The sequence below is a fragment of the Mesorhizobium sp. CNPSo 4688 genome, from assembly GCF_057784295.1.
On sequence record NZ_JBWLUY010000018.1, the window covers coordinates 40,566 to 57,592 of the forward strand.

General features: G+C 62.6%; 21 protein-coding genes. 12 read left to right on the plus strand and 9 right to left on the minus strand.

Annotation, left to right across the window (positions count from 1 at the left end):
• Positions 1-10 precede the first annotated feature (10 nt).
• Positions 11-1,354: an acetyl-CoA carboxylase biotin carboxylase subunit gene (gene accC, locus AC04SH_RS27830; protein ID WP_112564333.1), complete on the plus strand. Its 1,344-nt coding sequence runs from the start codon at positions 11-13 to the stop codon at positions 1,352-1,354.
• A gap of 27 nt (positions 1,355-1,381) precedes the next feature.
• Entirely contained in the window at positions 1,382-1,999 is a 618-nt protein-coding gene (gene aat / locus AC04SH_RS27835; protein ID WP_488577382.1) for a leucyl/phenylalanyl-tRNA--protein transferase, read from the plus strand.
• Positions 2,000-2,045: 46 nt separating this feature from the next.
• On the opposite strand, the gene AC04SH_RS27840 is transcribed toward aat, so the two are convergent.
• From AC04SH_RS27840 to AC04SH_RS27850, 3 genes are all read right to left on the minus strand, one after another.
• Positions 2,046-2,432, minus strand: a complete 387-nt coding sequence (locus tag AC04SH_RS27840) for a hypothetical protein (RefSeq protein WP_488577383.1) — start codon at positions 2,430-2,432, stop codon at positions 2,046-2,048.
• A gap of 75 nt (positions 2,433-2,507) precedes the next feature.
• Positions 2,508-3,059, minus strand: a complete 552-nt coding sequence (locus tag AC04SH_RS27845) for a DUF2155 domain-containing protein (RefSeq protein ID WP_488577384.1) — start codon at positions 3,057-3,059, stop codon at positions 2,508-2,510.
• A gap of 115 nt (positions 3,060-3,174) precedes the next feature.
• A complete protein-coding gene (locus AC04SH_RS27850; protein WP_488577385.1) occupies positions 3,175-3,573 on the minus strand; it encodes an NADH:ubiquinone oxidoreductase subunit NDUFA12 in 399 nt (132 codons plus the stop codon).
• A 227-nt stretch (positions 3,574-3,800) separates the two neighbouring features.
• Here AC04SH_RS27850 and panB point away from each other — a divergent pair, with 227 nt between their 5' ends.
• The 3 genes from panB (at position 3,801) to AC04SH_RS27865 (ending at position 6,866) form a co-directional block, all read left to right on the plus strand.
• Positions 3,801-4,631 carry a 3-methyl-2-oxobutanoate hydroxymethyltransferase gene (gene panB / locus AC04SH_RS27855; RefSeq protein ID WP_488577386.1) on the plus strand — a complete coding sequence of 277 codons (831 nt, stop codon included), beginning with the start codon at positions 3,801-3,803 and terminating at the stop codon, positions 4,629-4,631.
• The gene (gene panC, locus AC04SH_RS27860; RefSeq protein WP_488577387.1) at positions 4,628-5,485 is read left to right on the plus strand and encodes a pantoate--beta-alanine ligase; all 858 of its coding nucleotides are present in this window, start codon (positions 4,628-4,630) and stop codon (positions 5,483-5,485) included. The genes panB and panC overlap by 4 nt, the downstream gene beginning before the upstream one ends.
• Positions 5,486-5,705: 220 nt before the next feature.
• Positions 5,706-6,866 carry a helix-turn-helix transcriptional regulator gene (locus tag AC04SH_RS27865; RefSeq protein ID WP_488577388.1) on the plus strand — a complete coding sequence of 387 codons (1,161 nt, stop codon included), beginning with the start codon at positions 5,706-5,708 and terminating at the stop codon, positions 6,864-6,866.
• Positions 6,867-6,883: 17 nt separating this feature from the next.
• Here AC04SH_RS27865 and AC04SH_RS27870 read toward each other — a convergent pair whose 3' ends face one another.
• Together AC04SH_RS27870 and gatB are read right to left on the minus strand one after the other, a co-directional pair.
• Positions 6,884-7,372, minus strand: a complete 489-nt coding sequence (locus AC04SH_RS27870; RefSeq protein ID WP_488577389.1) for a GNAT family N-acetyltransferase — start codon at positions 7,370-7,372, stop codon at positions 6,884-6,886.
• Positions 7,373-7,376: 4 nt separating this feature from the next.
• Positions 7,377-8,876: an Asp-tRNA(Asn)/Glu-tRNA(Gln) amidotransferase subunit GatB gene (gatB, locus tag AC04SH_RS27875; RefSeq protein ID WP_488577390.1), complete on the minus strand. Its 1,500-nt coding sequence runs from the start codon at positions 8,874-8,876 to the stop codon at positions 7,377-7,379.
• Between the two features lie 284 nt (positions 8,877-9,160).
• Here gatB and AC04SH_RS27880 point away from each other — a divergent pair, with 284 nt between their 5' ends.
• Positions 9,161-9,418 carry a YjhX family toxin gene (locus AC04SH_RS27880; protein WP_488577391.1) on the plus strand — a complete coding sequence of 86 codons (258 nt, stop codon included), beginning with the start codon at positions 9,161-9,163 and terminating at the stop codon, positions 9,416-9,418.
• Positions 9,419-9,466: 48 nt separating this feature from the next.
• On the opposite strand, the gene AC04SH_RS27885 is transcribed toward AC04SH_RS27880, so the two are convergent.
• The gene (locus AC04SH_RS27885) at positions 9,467-9,898 is read right to left on the minus strand and encodes a CBS domain-containing protein (RefSeq protein WP_488577392.1); all 432 of its coding nucleotides are present in this window, start codon (positions 9,896-9,898) and stop codon (positions 9,467-9,469) included.
• 88 nt (positions 9,899-9,986) lie between these two features.
• Positions 9,987-10,763, minus strand: a complete 777-nt coding sequence (locus tag AC04SH_RS27890; protein WP_488577393.1) for a rhomboid family intramembrane serine protease — start codon at positions 10,761-10,763, stop codon at positions 9,987-9,989.
• 262 nt (positions 10,764-11,025) lie between these two features.
• On the opposite strand from AC04SH_RS27890, the gene AC04SH_RS27895 reads away from it, so the two are divergent.
• From AC04SH_RS27895 to AC04SH_RS27920, 6 genes are all read left to right on the plus strand, one after another.
• Positions 11,026-12,108, plus strand: a complete 1,083-nt coding sequence (locus AC04SH_RS27895) for a WD40/YVTN/BNR-like repeat-containing protein (protein WP_488577394.1) — start codon at positions 11,026-11,028, stop codon at positions 12,106-12,108.
• Between the two features lie 5 nt (positions 12,109-12,113).
• Complete coding sequence (locus tag AC04SH_RS27900; RefSeq protein ID WP_488577395.1) at positions 12,114-12,407, plus strand: MoaD/ThiS family protein; 294 nt, start codon at positions 12,114-12,116, stop codon at positions 12,405-12,407.
• Positions 12,408-12,882: 475 nt separating this feature from the next.
• Positions 12,883-13,521, plus strand: coding sequence for a PAS domain-containing protein (locus tag AC04SH_RS27905; RefSeq protein ID WP_488577396.1), 639 nt, complete (start codon positions 12,883-12,885; stop codon positions 13,519-13,521).
• Between the two features lie 168 nt (positions 13,522-13,689).
• The gene (locus AC04SH_RS27910) at positions 13,690-14,307 is read left to right on the plus strand and encodes a PilZ domain-containing protein (RefSeq protein ID WP_488577397.1); all 618 of its coding nucleotides are present in this window, start codon (positions 13,690-13,692) and stop codon (positions 14,305-14,307) included.
• A 292-nt stretch (positions 14,308-14,599) separates the two neighbouring features.
• Complete coding sequence (locus AC04SH_RS27915) at positions 14,600-15,208, plus strand: transglutaminase-like cysteine peptidase (RefSeq protein ID WP_488577398.1); 609 nt, start codon at positions 14,600-14,602, stop codon at positions 15,206-15,208.
• A gap of 224 nt (positions 15,209-15,432) precedes the next feature.
• Positions 15,433-15,993, plus strand: a complete 561-nt coding sequence (locus AC04SH_RS27920) for an ankyrin repeat domain-containing protein (protein WP_488577440.1) — start codon at positions 15,433-15,435, stop codon at positions 15,991-15,993.
• A gap of 46 nt (positions 15,994-16,039) precedes the next feature.
• Here the strand turns inward: AC04SH_RS27920 and AC04SH_RS27925 are convergent, their stop codons facing one another.
• Together AC04SH_RS27925 and AC04SH_RS27930 are read right to left on the minus strand one after the other, a co-directional pair.
• A complete protein-coding gene (locus tag AC04SH_RS27925; RefSeq protein WP_488577399.1) occupies positions 16,040-16,567 on the minus strand; it encodes a gamma carbonic anhydrase family protein in 528 nt (175 codons plus the stop codon).
• A 73-nt stretch (positions 16,568-16,640) separates the two neighbouring features.
• Positions 16,641-17,009 (minus strand): DUF6949 family protein, encoded by a 369-nt coding sequence (locus tag AC04SH_RS27930; RefSeq protein WP_488577400.1) that lies wholly within the window; start codon positions 17,007-17,009, stop codon positions 16,641-16,643.
• Between the last annotated feature and the right edge of the window lie 18 nt (positions 17,010-17,027).

Here is a 17,027-nt window from a genome sequence, read left to right on the forward strand (position 1 = left end):
AGCGGGCCGGATGTTCCAGAAGATCCTCATCGCCAATCGCGGCGAAATCGCGCTTCGGGTGCTGCGCGCCTGCAAGGAACTCGGTATCCAGACCGTGGTGGTGCATTCGACCGCCGATGCGGACGCCATGCATGTCAGGCTTGCCGACGAGAGCGTGTGCATCGGCCCGCCACCGTCGCGAGACAGCTATCTCAACATCCACCAGATCGTCGCCGCCTGCGAGATCACCGGCGCCGACGCCGTGCATCCAGGCTATGGCTTCCTGTCGGAGAACGCCAAGTTCGCCGACATTCTGGCCGCCCACAACATCACCTTCATCGGCCCGTCCGGCGACCATATCCGCATCATGGGCGACAAGATCGAGGCCAAGCGCACCGCGAAGCGTCTCGGCATCCCGGTGGTGCCGGGTTCGGACGGCGCCGTCACCGATCAGAAGGAAGCCAAGCGCATTGCCGCCGAGATCGGCTATCCCGTGATCATCAAGGCGTCGGCGGGCGGTGGCGGGCGCGGCATGAAAGTCGCTCTTACCGAGGCCGACCTTGAGATCGCCTTGCAGACAGCGAGCACGGAAGCCGGTGCCGCCTTCGGCGACGATGCCGTCTACATCGAAAAATACCTGCAAAAGCCGCGCCACATCGAGGTGCAGGTGTTCGGCGACGGCGCCGGCCGCGGCGTGCATTTCGGCGAGCGCGACTGTTCGCTGCAGCGCCGCCACCAGAAGGTCTGGGAAGAGGCGCCATCGCCGGCCCTCAACGCCGAGGAGCGCGCCCGCATCGGCGGTATCTGCGCCAAGGCCATCGCTGACCTCGGCTATTCCGGCGCCGGTACCATCGAATTCCTCTACGAGAACGGCGAGTTCTACTTCATCGAGATGAACACGCGCCTGCAGGTCGAGCATCCGGTGACGGAAGCCATCACCGGCATCGATCTCGTACACGAGCAGATCCGCGTCGCCTCAGGCGGCGGGCTTTCGGTGCGCCAGGAAGACATCAAGTTCAACGGCCATGCCATCGAATGCCGCATCAACGCCGAGGATCCGCGCACCTTCACGCCCTCGCCCGGCACGATCACCCATTTCCACACGCCTGGCGGCCTCGGCATCCGCGTCGATTCCGGCGTCTATTCCGGCTACAAGATCCCGCCCTATTACGACAGCCTGATCGGCAAGCTGATCGTGCACGGACGCAACCGCGTCGAATGCATGATGCGGCTGCGCCGGGCGCTCGACGAGTTCGTCGTCGACGGCATCAAGACAACGCTGCCGCTGTTTCGCGACTTGGTCGGCAATGCCGACATCGCCAATGGCGACTACGACATCCACTGGCTGGAAAAGTATCTGGCCAAAGAGGAATAGCGCCCAAATTGCCGCTATGATGCCGCGATGACCCGCCCCTACGCGCCCGGCTATCGCATTCCGACCGACCTTTTGCTCAAGGCCTATGCCTCGGGCGTCTTCCCGATGGCCGAGAGCGCTTCGGACCCTGAGGTGTTCTGGGTGCGGCCGGAGACGCGCGGCATCATCCCGCTCGAGGCGTTCCACACGCCGAAGAGCCTGAAGAAGACGATCCGCAAGCACCCTTTCGACATCCGCTTCGACTTCGATTTCGAGGCGACGATCGACGGCTGCGCCGAAAAGCGCGAGGAGCGCCGCTCGACCTGGATCAACGCGCCGATCCGCGAAGCCTATGTCGAGCTGCACCGTCTCGGGCATTGCCATTCGGTCGAAGCATGGCGCGAAGAACGGCTGGTTGGCGGCCTCTATGGCGTGTCGCTGGGACGGGTGTTCTTCGGCGAAAGCATGTTCGCTAGGGAGACCGACGCGTCCAAGACCTGCCTTTATTATCTCGTCGAGCGGTTGAAGGCGCGCGGCTTCGCGCTGCTCGACACGCAGTTCACCACCGAACACCTCAGGCGTTTCGGCGCGGTCGACGTGCCGCGTGGCAAATACGAGAAGATGTTGGCCGACGCCCTGAAGGGGGAAGCCGTTTTCTATCCCTGAACGGGAGACCGGACGTGCCCGGCTCACTCATCGACGGCTTGAGTGATCAGCTTTTCGCTGTGGTCTCCATCGGCGTCTGCGAATGGAACATCATCTTCCATCCGGTGACCCGATGAACATAGCCGGTGCTGACCAGAGCCGCGTAGGCTTCGCCGTTTTCCCGTGTCGCATGAGCCTCATAAGTCAGCATGATAATGTCGCTGCCGGGCTCGATGATGCCCTTGAGGTCGATCTGCAGGTCGCGCCAGCGGTTGGGCTTGGTCGCGGTCTTGGCGAGGTCGGCATTGTCCATCGCCTTTGCCATCTGAGGAAATGCCACCAGGCATTCGGTGTCGGCGTTGGCCGCGTAATAGGCCGAGTCGCCCGTCCAGAACCCCTTTTCGAGGTCGAGCAGTTCTTTCTTGTTGGCCGTGATCCGCTTGCTATCTGACATCGCAAAATCCTCCAAGCGCATAAATGCGCGGTCGTTCATGGCCAAACGCGTGGTGGCCACGACGGTTCCGGAGGATCAGTTGGTGTCGGTCGCGTCGGGCTCCGTGGGGTCTGGCTGTTCCACGGCCGGAGCAGCGGCGGGCTTCGGCTTGGAGGCATCGACCTTGGGGGTTTCGGCCTTGGCCGCGTCGGGCGGCGGCACATCCGACTTCTGTTTGCAGCCTTTCAGCCAGACGTCATAGACGGCGTGCTCGACGGCGTTGAGGCCGGGGCTTTCGGCGAACATCCAGCCGGTGAAGATACGCCGGATCTTGCGGTCCAGCGTGATTTCGTCGACCTCGACGAAGGAATCGGTCTTTGGTTCCTCGTTCTCCGGCCGCGAATAGCAGATGCGCGGCGTCACCTGCAAAGCGCCGAACTGCACCGTTTCGTCGATATAGACATCGAAGGTGATGATGCGGCCGGTGATCTTGTCGATGCCGGCGAATTGGGCGACCGGGTTGGTGATACGTTCCGAGATTGCCGGCGCCGCGGCGGGCTCCTGGGCTGCCGCAAACGCTGTCGGGCACATGGCAACAGCGGCAACTGCCGTCAGTCCGGCCATCGATGTCAGGCTGAAAATGTTCATGCTGATATACCGGTGGTTTGGGCCTGGGTGATTCTGTCACGCCCAAGGCTAGTCGCCGTTGTCATACCAACAAGCAGCTAAACGCCAATTGTGGCGACAAAAGACCGGCCTGTGGTCAAGAACCAGGCGTCCACGCATCATAGTCGCCCGTCACCTGCGGACGGTGCTGATTGGTGAGCACGGAACCCTTCGGGCGATAGGCGGCCGGCGTTCCCGTGAGGTTCGGCTCATGCGCCTTTTCCCATTCGCGCGGGCGATAATCGTCGCTCGGCGGCGCGACATCGACGCGGTGATGGATCCAGCCGTGCCAGCCCGGAGGGATCGCCGAGGCTTCCGAATAGTTGGCGTAGATGACCCAGCGGCGGGTGCGGCCTTCCGAATCGACGCCGCCCTCATAGTAGACATTGCCGGTCGCGTCCTGGCCGACCTTGATGCCGTGGCGCCAGGTGTGGAAACGCGTTCCCAGCGTCTGGCTGTTCCACCAGGTGAAAAACTGCGTAAGGAAGGTTTTCATCAAAAATCCTCGCGGCGGGCGCGGCGGTGCCTGCTTCCCTGCTTATGGCGTCAGGCCATCGCGAAGGCAAGGGTTTTGCGGCGACTGCGGCACTGACGGCATGGCGAAAGCCTCTGCTGTCCGCTGATCATTTCGCAAGTGCGAACAGCACGCTTGCCAAGCCGGCTGTGTGTTCCTAAAGCTCTGCGCAGCCGGCGCTGGTCAACGCCGGCTGCGGGAGGTGAGGAATGGCCAAAGCTGCCGTCAGGATCAGCGCGGAGGCGATTCGCGCCCGCAAGGGCGGCGTGCCGATCGTCTGTCTGACCGCCTACACCTATCCCATCGCCCGCCTGCTCGACGAGCATGTCGACCTTCTCCTGGTCGGCGACAGCGTTGCCATGGTGCTGCACGGCCACGAGACCACGCTCGGCGCCTCGCTGGAGATGATGATCGCCCATGGCCAGGCGGTGATGCGCGGCTCGGCAAAGGCCTGCGTGGTGATCGACATGCCGGCCGGCAGTTATGAGACGTCAGTCGAGCAAGCCGTTACCTCGGCGCGCCGCATCGTCGAGGAAACCGGCTGCCAGGCGGTGAAGCTGGAAGGCGGCGTTGACGTGGCCGGCCAGATCGGGGCAATCGTCGCGTCCGGCATTCCGGTGATGGGCCATATCGGCCTGCAGCCGCAGTCGGTGGAAAAGGACGGCGGCTACAAGATCAAGGGCCGCACGCCGGAGAATGTCGCTGCCCTCATGCGCGACGCCGACGCGGTCGAGACGGCGGGCGCGTTCTCGCTGGTCATCGAAGGCACCGTCGAGACTGTTGCCGCCGACCTCACCCGGCGCATCGCCATTCCGACCATCGGCATCGGCGCCAGCAGCGATTGCGACGGCCAGATCCTGGTCATCGACGACATGATCGGCCTGACGGTCGACCGGGTGCCGAAATTCGTCAAGGAATACGCCGATTTGCGCAGCGTCGTCGCCGATGCCGCCGCGCACTATGCGGCGGAGGTGCGCAGTCGCACCTTTCCGGGAGCGGGCCATGTCTTTTCAGCCAAAACGGGCAAGGACAACGCATGAACCAGCCTGTCGTGGTCGACACTGTGCTTGCCCTTCGCACCGCGATCCGCGACTGGCGGCGCGACGGCCTCACGGTCGCCATGGTGCCGACCATGGGCGCGCTGCATGACGGCCATATCTCGCTGGTCAGGGCCGCGCTTTCGACGGCCGATCGCTGCATCGTCTCGATCTTCGTCAATCCTGCCCAGTTCGGCCCCACCGAAGACCTCGACAAATATCCGCGCCAGCTGGCGCGCGACCTCGATCGGCTGACGCTGTCCGGCGCCCATCTTGCCTTCACGCCGACGGTTTCCGAGATGTATCCGGCGGGTTTTGCGACTAGGATATCGGTCGGCGGCCCGTCTTCGGGACTGGAATCGGACTTCCGGCCGACCTTCTTCGAGGGCGTCGCCACGGTCGTGGCCAAGCTGTTTCTGCAAGCCCTGCCCGATCTCGCCATTTTCGGCGAAAAGGACTACCAGCAGCTTTGCGTCGTCCGAAAACTCTGCCGCGATCTCGACCTGCCGGTGGAGATTGTCGGCGCGCCGACAGTGCGCGACGCGCACGGCCTCGCTATGTCGTCGCGCAATGCCTATCTCGGCGCCGCCGAACTCGATGTCGCACGCCAGTTCAATGTCATCTTGCGTCAGGCGGCGGCGGCGCTTGCAGCCGGCACAGACGAAAGCAGCGTGACCGCCAAGGCTGCCGCCGCGCTTCTCGAGGCAGGCTTCGACCGCGTCGATTATGTCGCCGCGCGCGAAAGCCTGACCCTTGCCCCCTGGCGGCGTGACAGCGATGGCCGCCTCCTCGCTGCGGCCTGGCTTGGCAAGACCAGACTGATCGACAATGTGGAAGTTTCCTCATTTATTCCCTGAAAAAGTTCCAAATCCGTTCAATTTGATTTGTATCGCAGCTTGGCGCGAGCACCCGTAAACAGCGGTGATTCAGGGTCATATCGGCTGGTCTGATAGCGATAACACACCAAAACGTCGCTGTGAGATGTTTCACAGACGCGGCGTAACCCGGCAATGTTGTGTTACCTTAGGCAGAGATAATGTGTGACCTGCCACTACGCTGCGATGCAAACGAGGCTCTATGTCTATCCAGCCCAACATCAACGGTCGCGCTCTGCCGCAGATCGTGGAGGCAATTTACGATTCGATTGCCGATGTCGGCCGGTGGCAGTCGACGCTTGAATCAATCTGCAAATTGGCGATCGGCCGGCTTGCCATGCTGGCGGTCGTCGACACATCAAGCAATTCGGCTCGGTTTTCGATGTGTTGCGGCGACCCGGCCCTGCTCGAGTCGCTGCAGCGCGACTATGCCTCCGAAGTGCCGTTCCTCAAGGCGCTGCCGAAGATGGACATCGACATGCCGTTCACTGTCGATAGCGTCTATGCGCTGCAAGGCCCCGACGCGCGGCAGAACTGGATCGAAAGCCGCATCGTGCGTGAGTGGGTGGAACCCAACCGGCTCGACGATTTCTTCTGGGTGGCGCTGATGAAGCAGCCTACTCGCACCGGCACGCTGATGGTGGTGACCGACAAGGACAGGCCCCAGATTTCGGCCAGGGATCTCGATCTGATTTCGACGCTCGCACCTCACGTCCGGCGCGCAGTGACGATCGGCGACCTGTTCGAGGCCGAGCGGCGCAAGGCTGACATCTTCCGCTCGATTATCGAGAGCCTAGACCATCCGGTGTTGATCGTCGCAGACGACATGCAGATCATCTTCGCCAATCCGGCAGCCGAGGCGTTGCTCACGGAGAACACCCCGATGTCCTCGGTTCGCGGCCATCTCTCCTTCGCCTACGCGAATGCCAACACGGCGATTGGCCGCGCCGTGCAGCTCGGCACGCGCGACGAATTCGCGCTCGGGCCGTCAGGCATCAACATCCCCCTGGTCCGGTCCATGGTTCCGGCGGTGGCGCATGTCATGCCGCTGGCGCGACGCGACATTTCGGCCCGCATGTCGCAACGCGCCGCCGCCGCCATCTTCATTGCCGCCGCCGGCGCAGCACCCGTGCCGGCGCTGGAGGCGATCGCCGCGCTGTTCGGATTGACCGCGGCGGAAAAGCGCGTCGCCGGCCATGTCTTCGCCGGCCGGACGCGGCGCGAAATCGCGGGTGCCAGCGGCGTCTCGGACGGCACCATCAAATCACAGCTGGCGACCATCTTCGACAAGACCGCCACCGGCGATCAGCGCGAGCTGCAACTCCTGATGCGCGAGTTGACGCCGCCGCTGCGCTCGGCCTGATCCGCGCCGTCAGCCACCTATCCCAGCGGCTTCTCGAAGATCAGCGCTGGCAATCCCGAACCGCCGCCGCAATCTGCGGTGCTGCCGGCCGGCAAAAATCCCCTCGAACGGTAGAAAGCAATGGCCGGCGTGTTGGCTTCTTCCACCTCGACGCGCAGCGTGTTTGCCTCGGGAAAGCTGGCCTCGACCTCGTCCAGCAAGGCCTTGCCGATGCCTTGCCGCTGGCAGGCGGGCAGGACATAGAGCTGGTTCAACAGCACGATCTTCGCATCCGTCGTAGCGGCGGCGAAAGCCATGCCGCCGATGCGCTTGCCGTCATCGGCAACCAGGAACTCGGAATTCGGCCGCGTCAGCCGCGCCTTGAGCGATGCGATCGAATGCCAATCGTCGGTGATTTCGGTCACCCGCTTGGGGCCATAGATGGCGTCGTAGGTTGCATGCCAGGTTTCGACCAGCAGCGCGCGGATGGCGGCAAGGTCGCGTTCCCCGGCGGTGCGGACGAACATCGTTTTACTCGATACCGAGCTTGGCCTTGACGAGATCGTTGACCGCCTGCGGGTTGGCCTTGCCGCCAGTGGCCTTCATCACCTGGCCGACGAACCAGCCGGCCATGGTCGGCTTGGCGCGCGCCTGCTCGACCTTGTCGGGGTTGGCGGCGATGACCTCATCCACGGCCTTCTCGATGGCGCCGGTGTCGGTGACCTGCTTCATCCCTCGGCTTTCGACCAGCTGACGCGGATCGCCGCCCTCGTTCCAGACGATCTCGAACAGATCCTTGGCGATCTTGCCGGAGATGGTGCCTTCCTTGATCAGGTCGATGACGGCACCGAGCTGCTCCGGTGTGACAGGAGCATTTTCAATGTCCTTGCCGGCTTTGTTGAGCTGGCCGAGCAGATCGTTGATCACCCAGTTGGCGGCAAGCTTGCCGTCGCGGCCGCTGGCCACCTGCTCGAAATAGTCGGCGATCGGCTTTTCCGACACCAGGATCGAGGCGTCGTAGGTCGACAGCCCGAGCGAAGAGACCAGCCGCGCCTTCTTGTCGTCGGGCAGCTCCGGCAGGTTTTTCGCCAAAGCATCGACATAGGCCTGGTCGAATTCCAACGGCAAAAGATCGGGATCGGGGAAATAGCGGTAGTCATGCGCCTCTTCCTTCGAACGCATGGAGCGCGTCTCGCCCTTGACCGCATCGTACAGCCGCGTTTCCTGCTCGATCTTGCCGCCGTCCTCCAGGATGGCGATCTGGCGGCGCGCCTCATAATCGATGGCCTGGCCGATGAAGCGGATCGAGTTCATGTTCTTGATCTCGCAGCGCGTTCCGAACTCGCCACCGGGCCGGCGTACCGAGACGTTGACGTCGGCGCGCATCGAGCCTTCGTCCATGTTGCCGTCGCAGGTGCCGAGATAGCGCATGATGGTGCGCAGCTTGGTGACATAGGCCTTGGCCTCGTCACCGGAACGCAGGTCAGGCTTGGAGACGATCTCCATCAGGGCCACGCCCGAACGGTTGAGGTCGACATAGGACATGGTCGGATGCTGGTCGTGCATCGACTTGCCGGCATCCTGCTCCAGGTGCAGCCGCTCTATCCCGACCTCGATATCCTCGAACTCGCCCTGGCGGTCGGGGCCGACAGAAACGATCACCGTGCCCTCGCCGACGATCGGCTGCTTGAACTGCGATATCTGGTAGCCCTGCGGCAGATCCGGATAGAAATAGTTCTTCCGGTCGAAAACCGACTTGTGGTTGATCTGCGCCTTCAGCCCGAGACCGGTGCGGATCGCCTGCTTGACGCATTCCTCGTTGATCACCGGCAGCATGCCCGGCATGGCCGCATCGACCAGGCTGACATTGGCGTTGGGGGCCGCACCGAAAGCGGTCGAAGCGCCGGAAAACAATTTTGCTTCCGAGATGACCTGCGCGTGCACTTCGAGACCAATGATGATTTCCCAATCGCCGGTGGCGCCGGAGATCAGGCGCTTGGCGTCGGGCGTACGGGTATCGATGAGGGTCATGGTGGCCTGCGTACCTAGAATTCTCGGATATGCGTGAGACGCATATTTGGATGTGAAAACTTCGCTAGTGCAAACCGCCAAAAGAGACAAGGCCAAAGCCGCAGTCTGGCCTTTTCGGCCGCTTTCGCCTATAGGACGCCCATCCCAATGGAGAGTGGATGTCCACTTACGCTCAGTCCCGGTAGGGCCCTGACCTCTTAGCGAGGCAGGGCAAGAAGACCTGAAACCCCGTGCCGCGAAGCTTCGCGGCGGCGGCATTTTTCGTTTTCCCGGGAATTTCTCCAATGGATATTTCGCGCACTGAACAGCTCATCCTGCACCTGCTCGCACAGGGCGGGCGCATTGAAGTCGAAAAGAACCACAAAAGACGGATCGCGTCGGTCAAATGCATGACCCGCGACGGCTGGCACTATCCAGGCGTCGATCTCGATCTGTTTCGAAAACTGAGGCGGAGGAAGGCGGTTTCGTCTTGCGATGGCGGCCCCTACCGCATCACAAGCCGCGGACTGCAGCTCGTCCGCTCCGAACTCGACAACCGATAGAGTAAAATACCGCCGGCCGGTCTTCCGGTCGGCGGGTTCTTCGTCGAGTCAAGCCGTTGCGATATAGGCCCGAATCTCTTCAGCCTCCCGCTCGACATCCTCGATACGGCGCTTGACCACGTCGCCGATCGACACGATGCCGTCGAGCATCCCGTCCTTTTCCACCGGCAGATGGCGGAACCGGCCTTTGGTCATAATCTCCATCACCTCGTTGACCGTGTGGTTCTCGTTGCAGATCTTCACTTTCGGCGTCATCGCCGAGCGCACCGCTATATCAAGTGCGGCAGCGCCTTCCTTGGCAACGACCCGCACGATGTCACGCTCGGAAAGGATACCGACGATCTTGTGATCGCCATTGGTGATGACCAGTGCACCGATCTTGTGGTCGGCCAGGATTCGAATGGCTTCGCTCAGCTTTACATTCGGCCCGAGCGTGAACACGTCATGGCCTTTTTTCTCGAGAATTGCCTTAACCGTCATGGCGTCCTCCTCCTCCTGCTTGGCTAGCCAGCTCCCCCAGACCGGCTTCACATAAGAGTGAACATCGTGCGCCGTGAACGGTTGCATTTCAAGTGTGCTGGTCGGGGGTGTGCTGGTCGTCGGCTATTTCCCATTCAGGCGCCCGCCAGCGCCGGTCGAACCAGCGCAATCCGAAGAAACCGGCGACAAGCCCGCCAATATGCGCCTCCCAGGCGATCTGGCCGGGCGCGCCGAGCCCGAGACCATAGAGGCCGGTGACGAGATTGATGATCATCCAGGCGCCGAGAAAATTGACGACGCCGCGCATGCGCAGAACGATTGCGATCGGCAGCACGGGACCGGCAAAGGCAGCCCTGCCGGACGAGCGGTCGGTACGGAATCCGAAACGCGCCGCAGCACCCATCATGCCCGATATCGCGCCGGAAGCGCCGACCAGCGGCGCTTCGCCGTATGGATGGACGGCCCAGAACAGCACCACCGCGGCCAATCCGGTGGCGGCGAAAAACAATGCGAACCAGAACCAGCCGAGACGGTTGGCCAGCGGCGAACCGAAGGCGGCCAGCGCAACCATGTTGATGGCAATGTGGGCAAGGCCGCCATGCATGAAGGCATAGGTGAAAGGACGGGTGAAGAGGAACCAGTCGAAGCCGTACTGGCCGGTGTAGAGGACGGGAATGAAGGCCCCGTCGGTGAGCAATGTTATCTGCTGGTCCTCGGTCAGCACATATTGCTGCAGCAGGAACACGGCGACGCAAATGCCGATCACCGCCAGCACCACCGGTGGCAGGTTGAACACCGGCTCGCGGCGCGGCGGCGGCGCCTCTTCGGTCTGTTCGGTCTCGGCGGGGCTTGTCGGTTCGCTCATTCACTTGGGTCCAGGAATTCGTTCCGCGAGCTTTAGAGCAAGGATGCTTCGGTTGAAACTGCCTGCATCCTCTGACACCTCTCCAGCCCGGCGGCAGGTGATGACAGCACAGATCGCGCTATCCCCGATGCCAGAGCCAGGGAGGCGGCAGATCTTCTCACCTTGGCCTCGACGGGTTTAGACTGAAAAAAAATCGTTGGCCCTGTCGGCTAGGCCCGCGCTCCACCGTCCTTGATGAAAGCGGCGCAATCGGGAGGAGAAAATGCCAGAAAAAATCCTCGTGCTCATCGGCACAAAAAAGGGCGCCTTCATCGCCGAGAGCGATGGCAAGCGCGGGTCGTGGAAGCTGCGCGGTCCGTTCTGCGAGCACTGGCCGATGAACCATGTCGTCGGCGACCCCGCGACCGGGGCGATCTACGGCGCCGGCGGCAACGAATGGTTCGGTCCGGCGGTCTGGAAGTCGGACGACCTTGGCCAGACCTGGACGCATTCCAGCGAGGGCTTGGCCTATGCGGTTGGCGAGGAACCGATCAAGGCGGTGTGGAGCCTCGCCAAGCGCAACGGCAGCCTCTATGCCGGCGTGCAGCCGGCCGGCCTGTTTCGCTCCGACGACGGCGGGGCCACCTGGAGCCACATCGAGGGCCTGCAGCATCACCCGAGCCGCAAGGACTGGAACCCAGGTGGCGCGGGCCTCATCCTCCATTCCATCGTCACGCACCCCAGAGACGAGGAGCAGATCTGGGTGGGCATCTCGTCCGCAGGCGTGTTCTACACCTGGGACGGCGGCAAGACGTGGGAGCCGCGCAACCGTGGCACCCGCGCCGACTTCCTGCCCGAAGGACAAAACTATCCAGAATTCGGCCAGTGCGTACACTGCCTGGTGATGGCGCCCGGCAAGCCCGACCGGCTCTACCAGCAGAACCATTGCGGCATGTACCGCTCCGACGATGGCGGCAAGAACTGGCAGAGCATCGAGAAGGGCCTTCCATCGACCTTCGGTTTTCCCGCGGCAACGCATCCGCGCGACGCCGACACGCTCTTCCTTCTGCCGCTCAACGGCGACAGCGCCGGCCGTTACGTGCCGGACGCGAAGGCGGCGGTCTGGAAGACGAAGGATGCTGGAGCCACATGGCTCGACGAGCGCAAGGGTCTGCCGCAGGAGAACTGCTATGCGGGCGTGTTGCGGCAGGCTATGGCGACCGACAGCCTCGATCCGGCCGGAGTCTATTTCGGCACCAGCGGCGGCTCGCTCTTTGCCAGTGCCAACGAAGGCGAAAACTGGTCGGAGATCGCTCAGCATCTGCCCCAGATTCTGTCCGTCGAGACGATGGTGTTGGGCGAGTAGGGCAAATGTCGAACAACCCCGCCCGCAGTGTGCACCATGTCATCGCGCGGCTCCCGGGCGTGCTCGTCGACCTGTTTCCTGGCGCGCCGCGCCGGGTCGAACTGCCGGCCTCGACTGTGAAGGAAATGATCGAAGGGTTGGACGCGCTCTGGCCCGGCATGCGCGACCGGATGTGCGATTCCCGCCCTGCCATCCGCCGCCATATGAACGTTTTCGTCGATGGCGAGAAGGCAACCCTGGAAACCAGGCTTGCGCCCGGCACCGAGGTTTTTATCCTGACGGCAATCAGCGGCGGTTAGGCCAGGGAACAGGTAGCCCACCCTCCCGACGATATCCCTGGCCGCAAGCGAGGGAGAAGGGATCAGTTGGAGGGATCCAGCTGGTGGCGGCGCGTTCATCGCTCGCCGACGGCAGAAAGCTTGGCGTCGAGACCCTCGACCGTTTTCGAAGCGCGCGAATCACCGGGTGCGAATCAAAAAGAAGCCGTCCAAGGTTTCCCTTGAACGGCCGGTCGAGCCCCTGCTCCCCCTAAAACTCTTGACTGAAGTGCTGCCGATCGTCGCGAAACGACCGCTTCTGGAGTGGTTTTGCTGTGCCATGGCGGCCTCGCGCGCGCAACGTAAACCACTTGTTAACCTTAACGTCCCCGACCCGTGAACAAGTGTTAACGACGCTGGCACGCATCCTGCGAGGCACCGCATGTAAGTCATCGGAGAGCGCCCTTTCTGTTCACCGATGGGACACCAAAAGACAGATCGCGCGGAGCCGCATAGCATGAACCAGAACGGATCAATCACGCTGTTCCAATATTGGAACCGGCTGCGTGATGGGCGCCCTGCCCCGAAGCGATCGGAAGTCGAACCGGCCGACATCAAGGCGCTTTTGGCCGATACATTCATCCTGGAAAGGGACACGCGCGGCGAAGCGGTGTTCCGGCTTGCCGGCACCAGGCTTTGCGCCGGCTATGGCCGCGAACTCAAGGGCTTTTCCTTCCCGTCGCTGTGGCGCGAAAAGGACCAGCGGCTGGTGTCGCGGCTCATTCACGGCGTCTTCGAGCAGAAATCCGTAGTGCTCATCACCTATGAGGGGTTCAGCCGCAACGGCCGTTCGAACCGCTTCGAACTGCTTGCCCTGCCGCTCGACGGCGGTGTCGAGAACCCGCGCTGCCTCGGCGTCGTCAGCGCCGTCGAAAAGCCGTTCTGGCTGGGCGCAGACCCGATCACCGACGCCTTGATCGATTCCATCCGTGTCATCGATCCCGACAAGGAACCGATGTTCCTGAAAAACCGGCCGGAAATATCCGTTCCTTCGCTGGCTCCTACCGAGCTCGAAGCGCCGGAGACCATCTCGGCGCTCGGTCGGTCGCGACGCATCCGCCACCTCGTCGTGTTCGAGGGAGGGCGTGGCGAATAGTGCATGTCGCCTGAATGCGTTCAAACACGACGCGCTTTAGGCTCAAAACCAGGCTCCGACCTTAAGTATCGGCGGCCCGCTTTTCCCCTTTGTTAACCTGATTTGCTGTAGCGTTTCAGCGTGAAGTTCCACGCGCGATGCGGGAATGCCAACGGGGTGTAGGCAGTCATGAGGTCAGCGGCGGTCGAATATGCGCCGTCCCGCGCCGAAAGGCGTAACTTTCAGCGCGTCCGGGTTAAGATCTACGGACGGTTCATGCTGGAGGACCGCACCGAACACCCGTGCCAGGTGGTCGACATGTCGCCGGGCAATGTCGCGCTGCGCACCGAGCGCGTCGGCATGCCGGGCGAAAAAGTCATTGCCTATATCGATCATATCGGCCGCATCGAGGGCGTGGTGACGCGCACCTTGCAGGACGGCTTTGCCATGACCGTCATTGCCTCGGACCGCAAGAAGGACAAGCTTGCCGCACAGCTGACCTGGCTTGCCAACAAGCATGAACTCGATCTGCCGGAAGATCGCCGCCACGAACGCGTGGCGCCGCGAAACCCGACCAGCGTGCTACAGCTCACCGATGGGCGCCAGTATCAGTGCCGCATTATCGACCTGTCCCTGTCGGGCGCGGCGGTCGAGATCGACGTCAAGCCGGCGATCGGCATCCAGGTGATGCTTGGAACCATGCGCGGCCAGGTGGTGCGTCAGTTCGAGGACGGCGTCGCCATCGAATTCGCTGTCATCCAGCGCCCGGAAACGCTCGATTCCGAGTTCAACGCGCCGCGCGCCTGAACGATCGACAACATGCAGTAAAAAACGAACCGGCCCTTCGCGGCCGGTTTTTGTCACCTGGCATTCCGTCTGCTTTTTCTTGCAGCGGTGCGGAACGCCGCAAATCCACGGCGCCGGTCGAAATCCGCGCCCCGACACCGTGGTTTTTGCGCAGAGACCTGAACGATTTTATATTAAAATAGATCAAATTTTACGCTTATTCTATTGGGGTTTTACTCAATGTCTACTTCGGGTTTTTGCGTGAAATAAATCGACCCGTGTCATTGTCTCCTCAAACGGGGAGACTGACCAAATGGCGAAGACGTGGGGCAAGCTGTTGCTCTTGGCAATGGCGATGCAGCTTTCCGCTTGGGGAACGGCGGAAGCAGCGGAACCGGCCTACATGCACACTGGCGGCCGCACGACACAGCCGGTCGGTCATTACGAATTCTGCCAGAAGCTGCCACAGGAATGCGCGCAGCGCACACCCAAGCAGGCGCCGGTCGAACTGACCCGCAAGCTGTGGGCGTCGATCGTCAGCATCAACAATTCGGTCAACACCCGGATCGTGCCGCGCACCGACATGGAAATGTGGGGCAAGGAAGAGGTCTGGTCCTACCCCGACAGCGGCTTCGGCGATTGCGAGGACTATGCGCTTGAGAAGCGCCGCGAATTGATGGCGCTCGGCGTTCCGGCCGGCAATCTGTTGATGACCGTAGCGCGCCAGCCGAACGGCGACGGTCATGCGGTGCTGACTGTGCGCACCAGCCTCGGCGAGTTCATCCTCGATAATCTGGAGTCCAAGGTGCTGTCCTGGACCGACACCGACTACACCTATCTGAAGCGCCAGTCCGACACGAATTCCGGCGTCTGGGTGACGATCAATGACGGCCGCGCCGACGCGGTTGCCAGCGTCCGTTAGGACGCTAAACAAGAATCACGTCCGCTCAGGACGCGACGAGAAAGCCCGGTCGAGTCCCCACCCTCCCCGTCCCCAACGACCGGGTTTTAGGAGCCGGCCCCGTCCCCGGGCCGGCTCCACCATTTCCACCGCAAGGCAGAAGCCAGGCGCACCTGAAGATCGCGACGCACCTTTTCACGCACAGAAGATCGAAGCACTATATGCCGTTGGTCTGGATCACGGCGATGTTGGAAATCCCGGAAGATCGGTGCGAGCGCCATCGCCTGTTCAAGGCGATTGACGATGCCTTCAAGGCCGGCGATTTCGAGGGGCTCGGCGTAGCATTGGGCGGCTCGCCCCGCTGGTTCGACGAGCGCATGCCGTTCGAGCTCGGCCTCGGCCATCCGCTGGAGTATGCGATCTATTGGAGCCCCCTCGGCTTTATCTCGACGTTGCTGGATGCCGGTTCAAATCCGAATTACCAGGATCATGGCGGGTTTCCGGCAATCATTGCCGCGCTGTCCACCGACCGAACCGATAGGCTGGAAGTCGTCAGGGTGCTGATCGACGGTGGCGCCGACCCCGACATGCGGGGCGTGAACGACTGGACGCCGCTTCACTATGCGGTGGCCATCCGCAGTGTCGATGCGATCCGCCTTCTTTTGGCGGCAGGCGCCGACCCGGCGCTCGAAACGCGGATTGATGACTATACGACGCCCCTCGAGGAAGCCGACAATGCCGGCTTTGAGGCCGGCGCTTCATTGCTGCGCGATGCGATGGCCGGGCGCGGCTCCGACAGACGGTAAGTTGGGCGCAATTTACCGCCGGCGACAAGGCTTGGCCGGCTGAGCTTTACGTCTCTTTCAGCCCGGCCTTGAACCGCTTGCCGTTGGCGACATAGTGCGCGGCCGAGGCGCGCAGCCTGACGATCGCGGCTTCGTCCAGCGTCCTGATCACCCGCGCGGGCGAGCCGACGATCAGCGAATTATCGGGGAATTCCTTGCCTTCGGTGACCAGCGCGCTGGCGCCGACCAGTGAGTTCTTGCCGATCCTGGCGCCATTGAGGACGATGGCGCCCATGCCGATCAGGCTGTTGTCGCCGATCGTGCAGCCATGCAGCAGAGCGCGGTGGCCGATGGTGCAGCCCTGCCCGATCGTCAGGGGAAAGCCGGGGTCGGTGTGCATCACCGTGTGCTCCTGGACATTGCTGTCGGCGCCGATGACGATTGGCTCATTGTCGCCACGGATGACCACGCCGAACCAGAAGCCGGCGTTGCGGCCGACCTTGATGTCGCCGATCAACGTCGCGTCGGGCGCAATCCAGTTGCTGTCGGCATCCTCGAAACGAGGCGCCTTTCCGTCGATCGCATAGGTCGGCATTTTAGTCTCCGATTCGTCTCAGGCGGAACGAACCCTAAAACAATCCAAGGAAAACCGCGCAGTGGTTTTCCGTTCAAGACAAATACCGGGCCAGCGATTCCACCAAAAGCTGAGCCGCTCCAGGCGAGCCGACGCCCCAGGAGGCAATGGCGATCAGCACGATGCCCAGCGCCAGCGCCCAGGCCATCACGGTGCAGCCGCAGGACATCAGCATTAGCGTCGAAATACGGCCCTCGCGCCGCGCATCCAGCGCATCGTTGGCCAGCATGAACGGCCCGGCGCAGGCCGTCGCGGCCAGCGAGCGCAGGATGTGCGCCGGCGATACATAGGGCTCGGCGAAAGCAAGCCGGCGGCCGGCCGTCAGTTCCATCACGGATCCGGCAAGCCCGCAGGCGGTGAGCCCGACGGCAAAAGCGAACAGAACGAGCAGCAGCGGGCTCATCTTTACCTTCCGTTTACC

Excerpts from the sequence above, each read along its gene's own strand:
- accC (WP_112564333.1), top strand. The coding sequence starts at position 11 with ATGTTCCAGAAGATCCTCATCGCCAATCGCGGCGAAATCGCGCTTCGG.
- aat (WP_488577382.1), top strand. The coding sequence starts at position 1,382 with ATGACCCGCCCCTACGCGCCCGGCTATCGCATTCCGACCGACCTTTTG.
- AC04SH_RS27840 (WP_488577383.1), bottom strand. The coding sequence starts at position 2,432 with ATGTCAGATAGCAAGCGGATCACGGCCAACAAGAAAGAACTGCTCGAC.
- AC04SH_RS27845 (WP_488577384.1), bottom strand. The coding sequence starts at position 3,059 with ATGAACATTTTCAGCCTGACATCGATGGCCGGACTGACGGCAGTTGCC.
- AC04SH_RS27850 (WP_488577385.1), bottom strand. The coding sequence starts at position 3,573 with ATGAAAACCTTCCTTACGCAGTTTTTCACCTGGTGGAACAGCCAGACG.
- panB (WP_488577386.1), top strand. The coding sequence starts at position 3,801 with ATGGCCAAAGCTGCCGTCAGGATCAGCGCGGAGGCGATTCGCGCCCGC.
- panC (WP_488577387.1), top strand. The coding sequence starts at position 4,628 with ATGAACCAGCCTGTCGTGGTCGACACTGTGCTTGCCCTTCGCACCGCG.
- AC04SH_RS27865 (WP_488577388.1), top strand. The coding sequence starts at position 5,706 with ATGTCTATCCAGCCCAACATCAACGGTCGCGCTCTGCCGCAGATCGTG.
- AC04SH_RS27870 (WP_488577389.1), bottom strand. The coding sequence starts at position 7,372 with ATGTTCGTCCGCACCGCCGGGGAACGCGACCTTGCCGCCATCCGCGCG.
- gatB (WP_488577390.1), bottom strand. The coding sequence starts at position 8,876 with ATGACCCTCATCGATACCCGTACGCCCGACGCCAAGCGCCTGATCTCC.
- AC04SH_RS27880 (WP_488577391.1), top strand. The coding sequence starts at position 9,161 with ATGGATATTTCGCGCACTGAACAGCTCATCCTGCACCTGCTCGCACAG.
- AC04SH_RS27885 (WP_488577392.1), bottom strand. The coding sequence starts at position 9,898 with ATGACGGTTAAGGCAATTCTCGAGAAAAAAGGCCATGACGTGTTCACG.
- AC04SH_RS27890 (WP_488577393.1), bottom strand. The coding sequence starts at position 10,763 with ATGAGCGAACCGACAAGCCCCGCCGAGACCGAACAGACCGAAGAGGCG.
- AC04SH_RS27895 (WP_488577394.1), top strand. The coding sequence starts at position 11,026 with ATGCCAGAAAAAATCCTCGTGCTCATCGGCACAAAAAAGGGCGCCTTC.
- AC04SH_RS27900 (WP_488577395.1), top strand. The coding sequence starts at position 12,114 with ATGTCGAACAACCCCGCCCGCAGTGTGCACCATGTCATCGCGCGGCTC.
- AC04SH_RS27905 (WP_488577396.1), top strand. The coding sequence starts at position 12,883 with ATGAACCAGAACGGATCAATCACGCTGTTCCAATATTGGAACCGGCTG.
- AC04SH_RS27910 (WP_488577397.1), top strand. The coding sequence starts at position 13,690 with ATGAGGTCAGCGGCGGTCGAATATGCGCCGTCCCGCGCCGAAAGGCGT.
- AC04SH_RS27915 (WP_488577398.1), top strand. The coding sequence starts at position 14,600 with ATGGCGAAGACGTGGGGCAAGCTGTTGCTCTTGGCAATGGCGATGCAG.
- AC04SH_RS27920 (WP_488577440.1), top strand. The coding sequence starts at position 15,433 with ATGTTGGAAATCCCGGAAGATCGGTGCGAGCGCCATCGCCTGTTCAAG.
- AC04SH_RS27925 (WP_488577399.1), bottom strand. The coding sequence starts at position 16,567 with ATGCCGACCTATGCGATCGACGGAAAGGCGCCTCGTTTCGAGGATGCC.
- AC04SH_RS27930 (WP_488577400.1), bottom strand. The coding sequence starts at position 17,009 with ATGAGCCCGCTGCTGCTCGTTCTGTTCGCTTTTGCCGTCGGGCTCACC.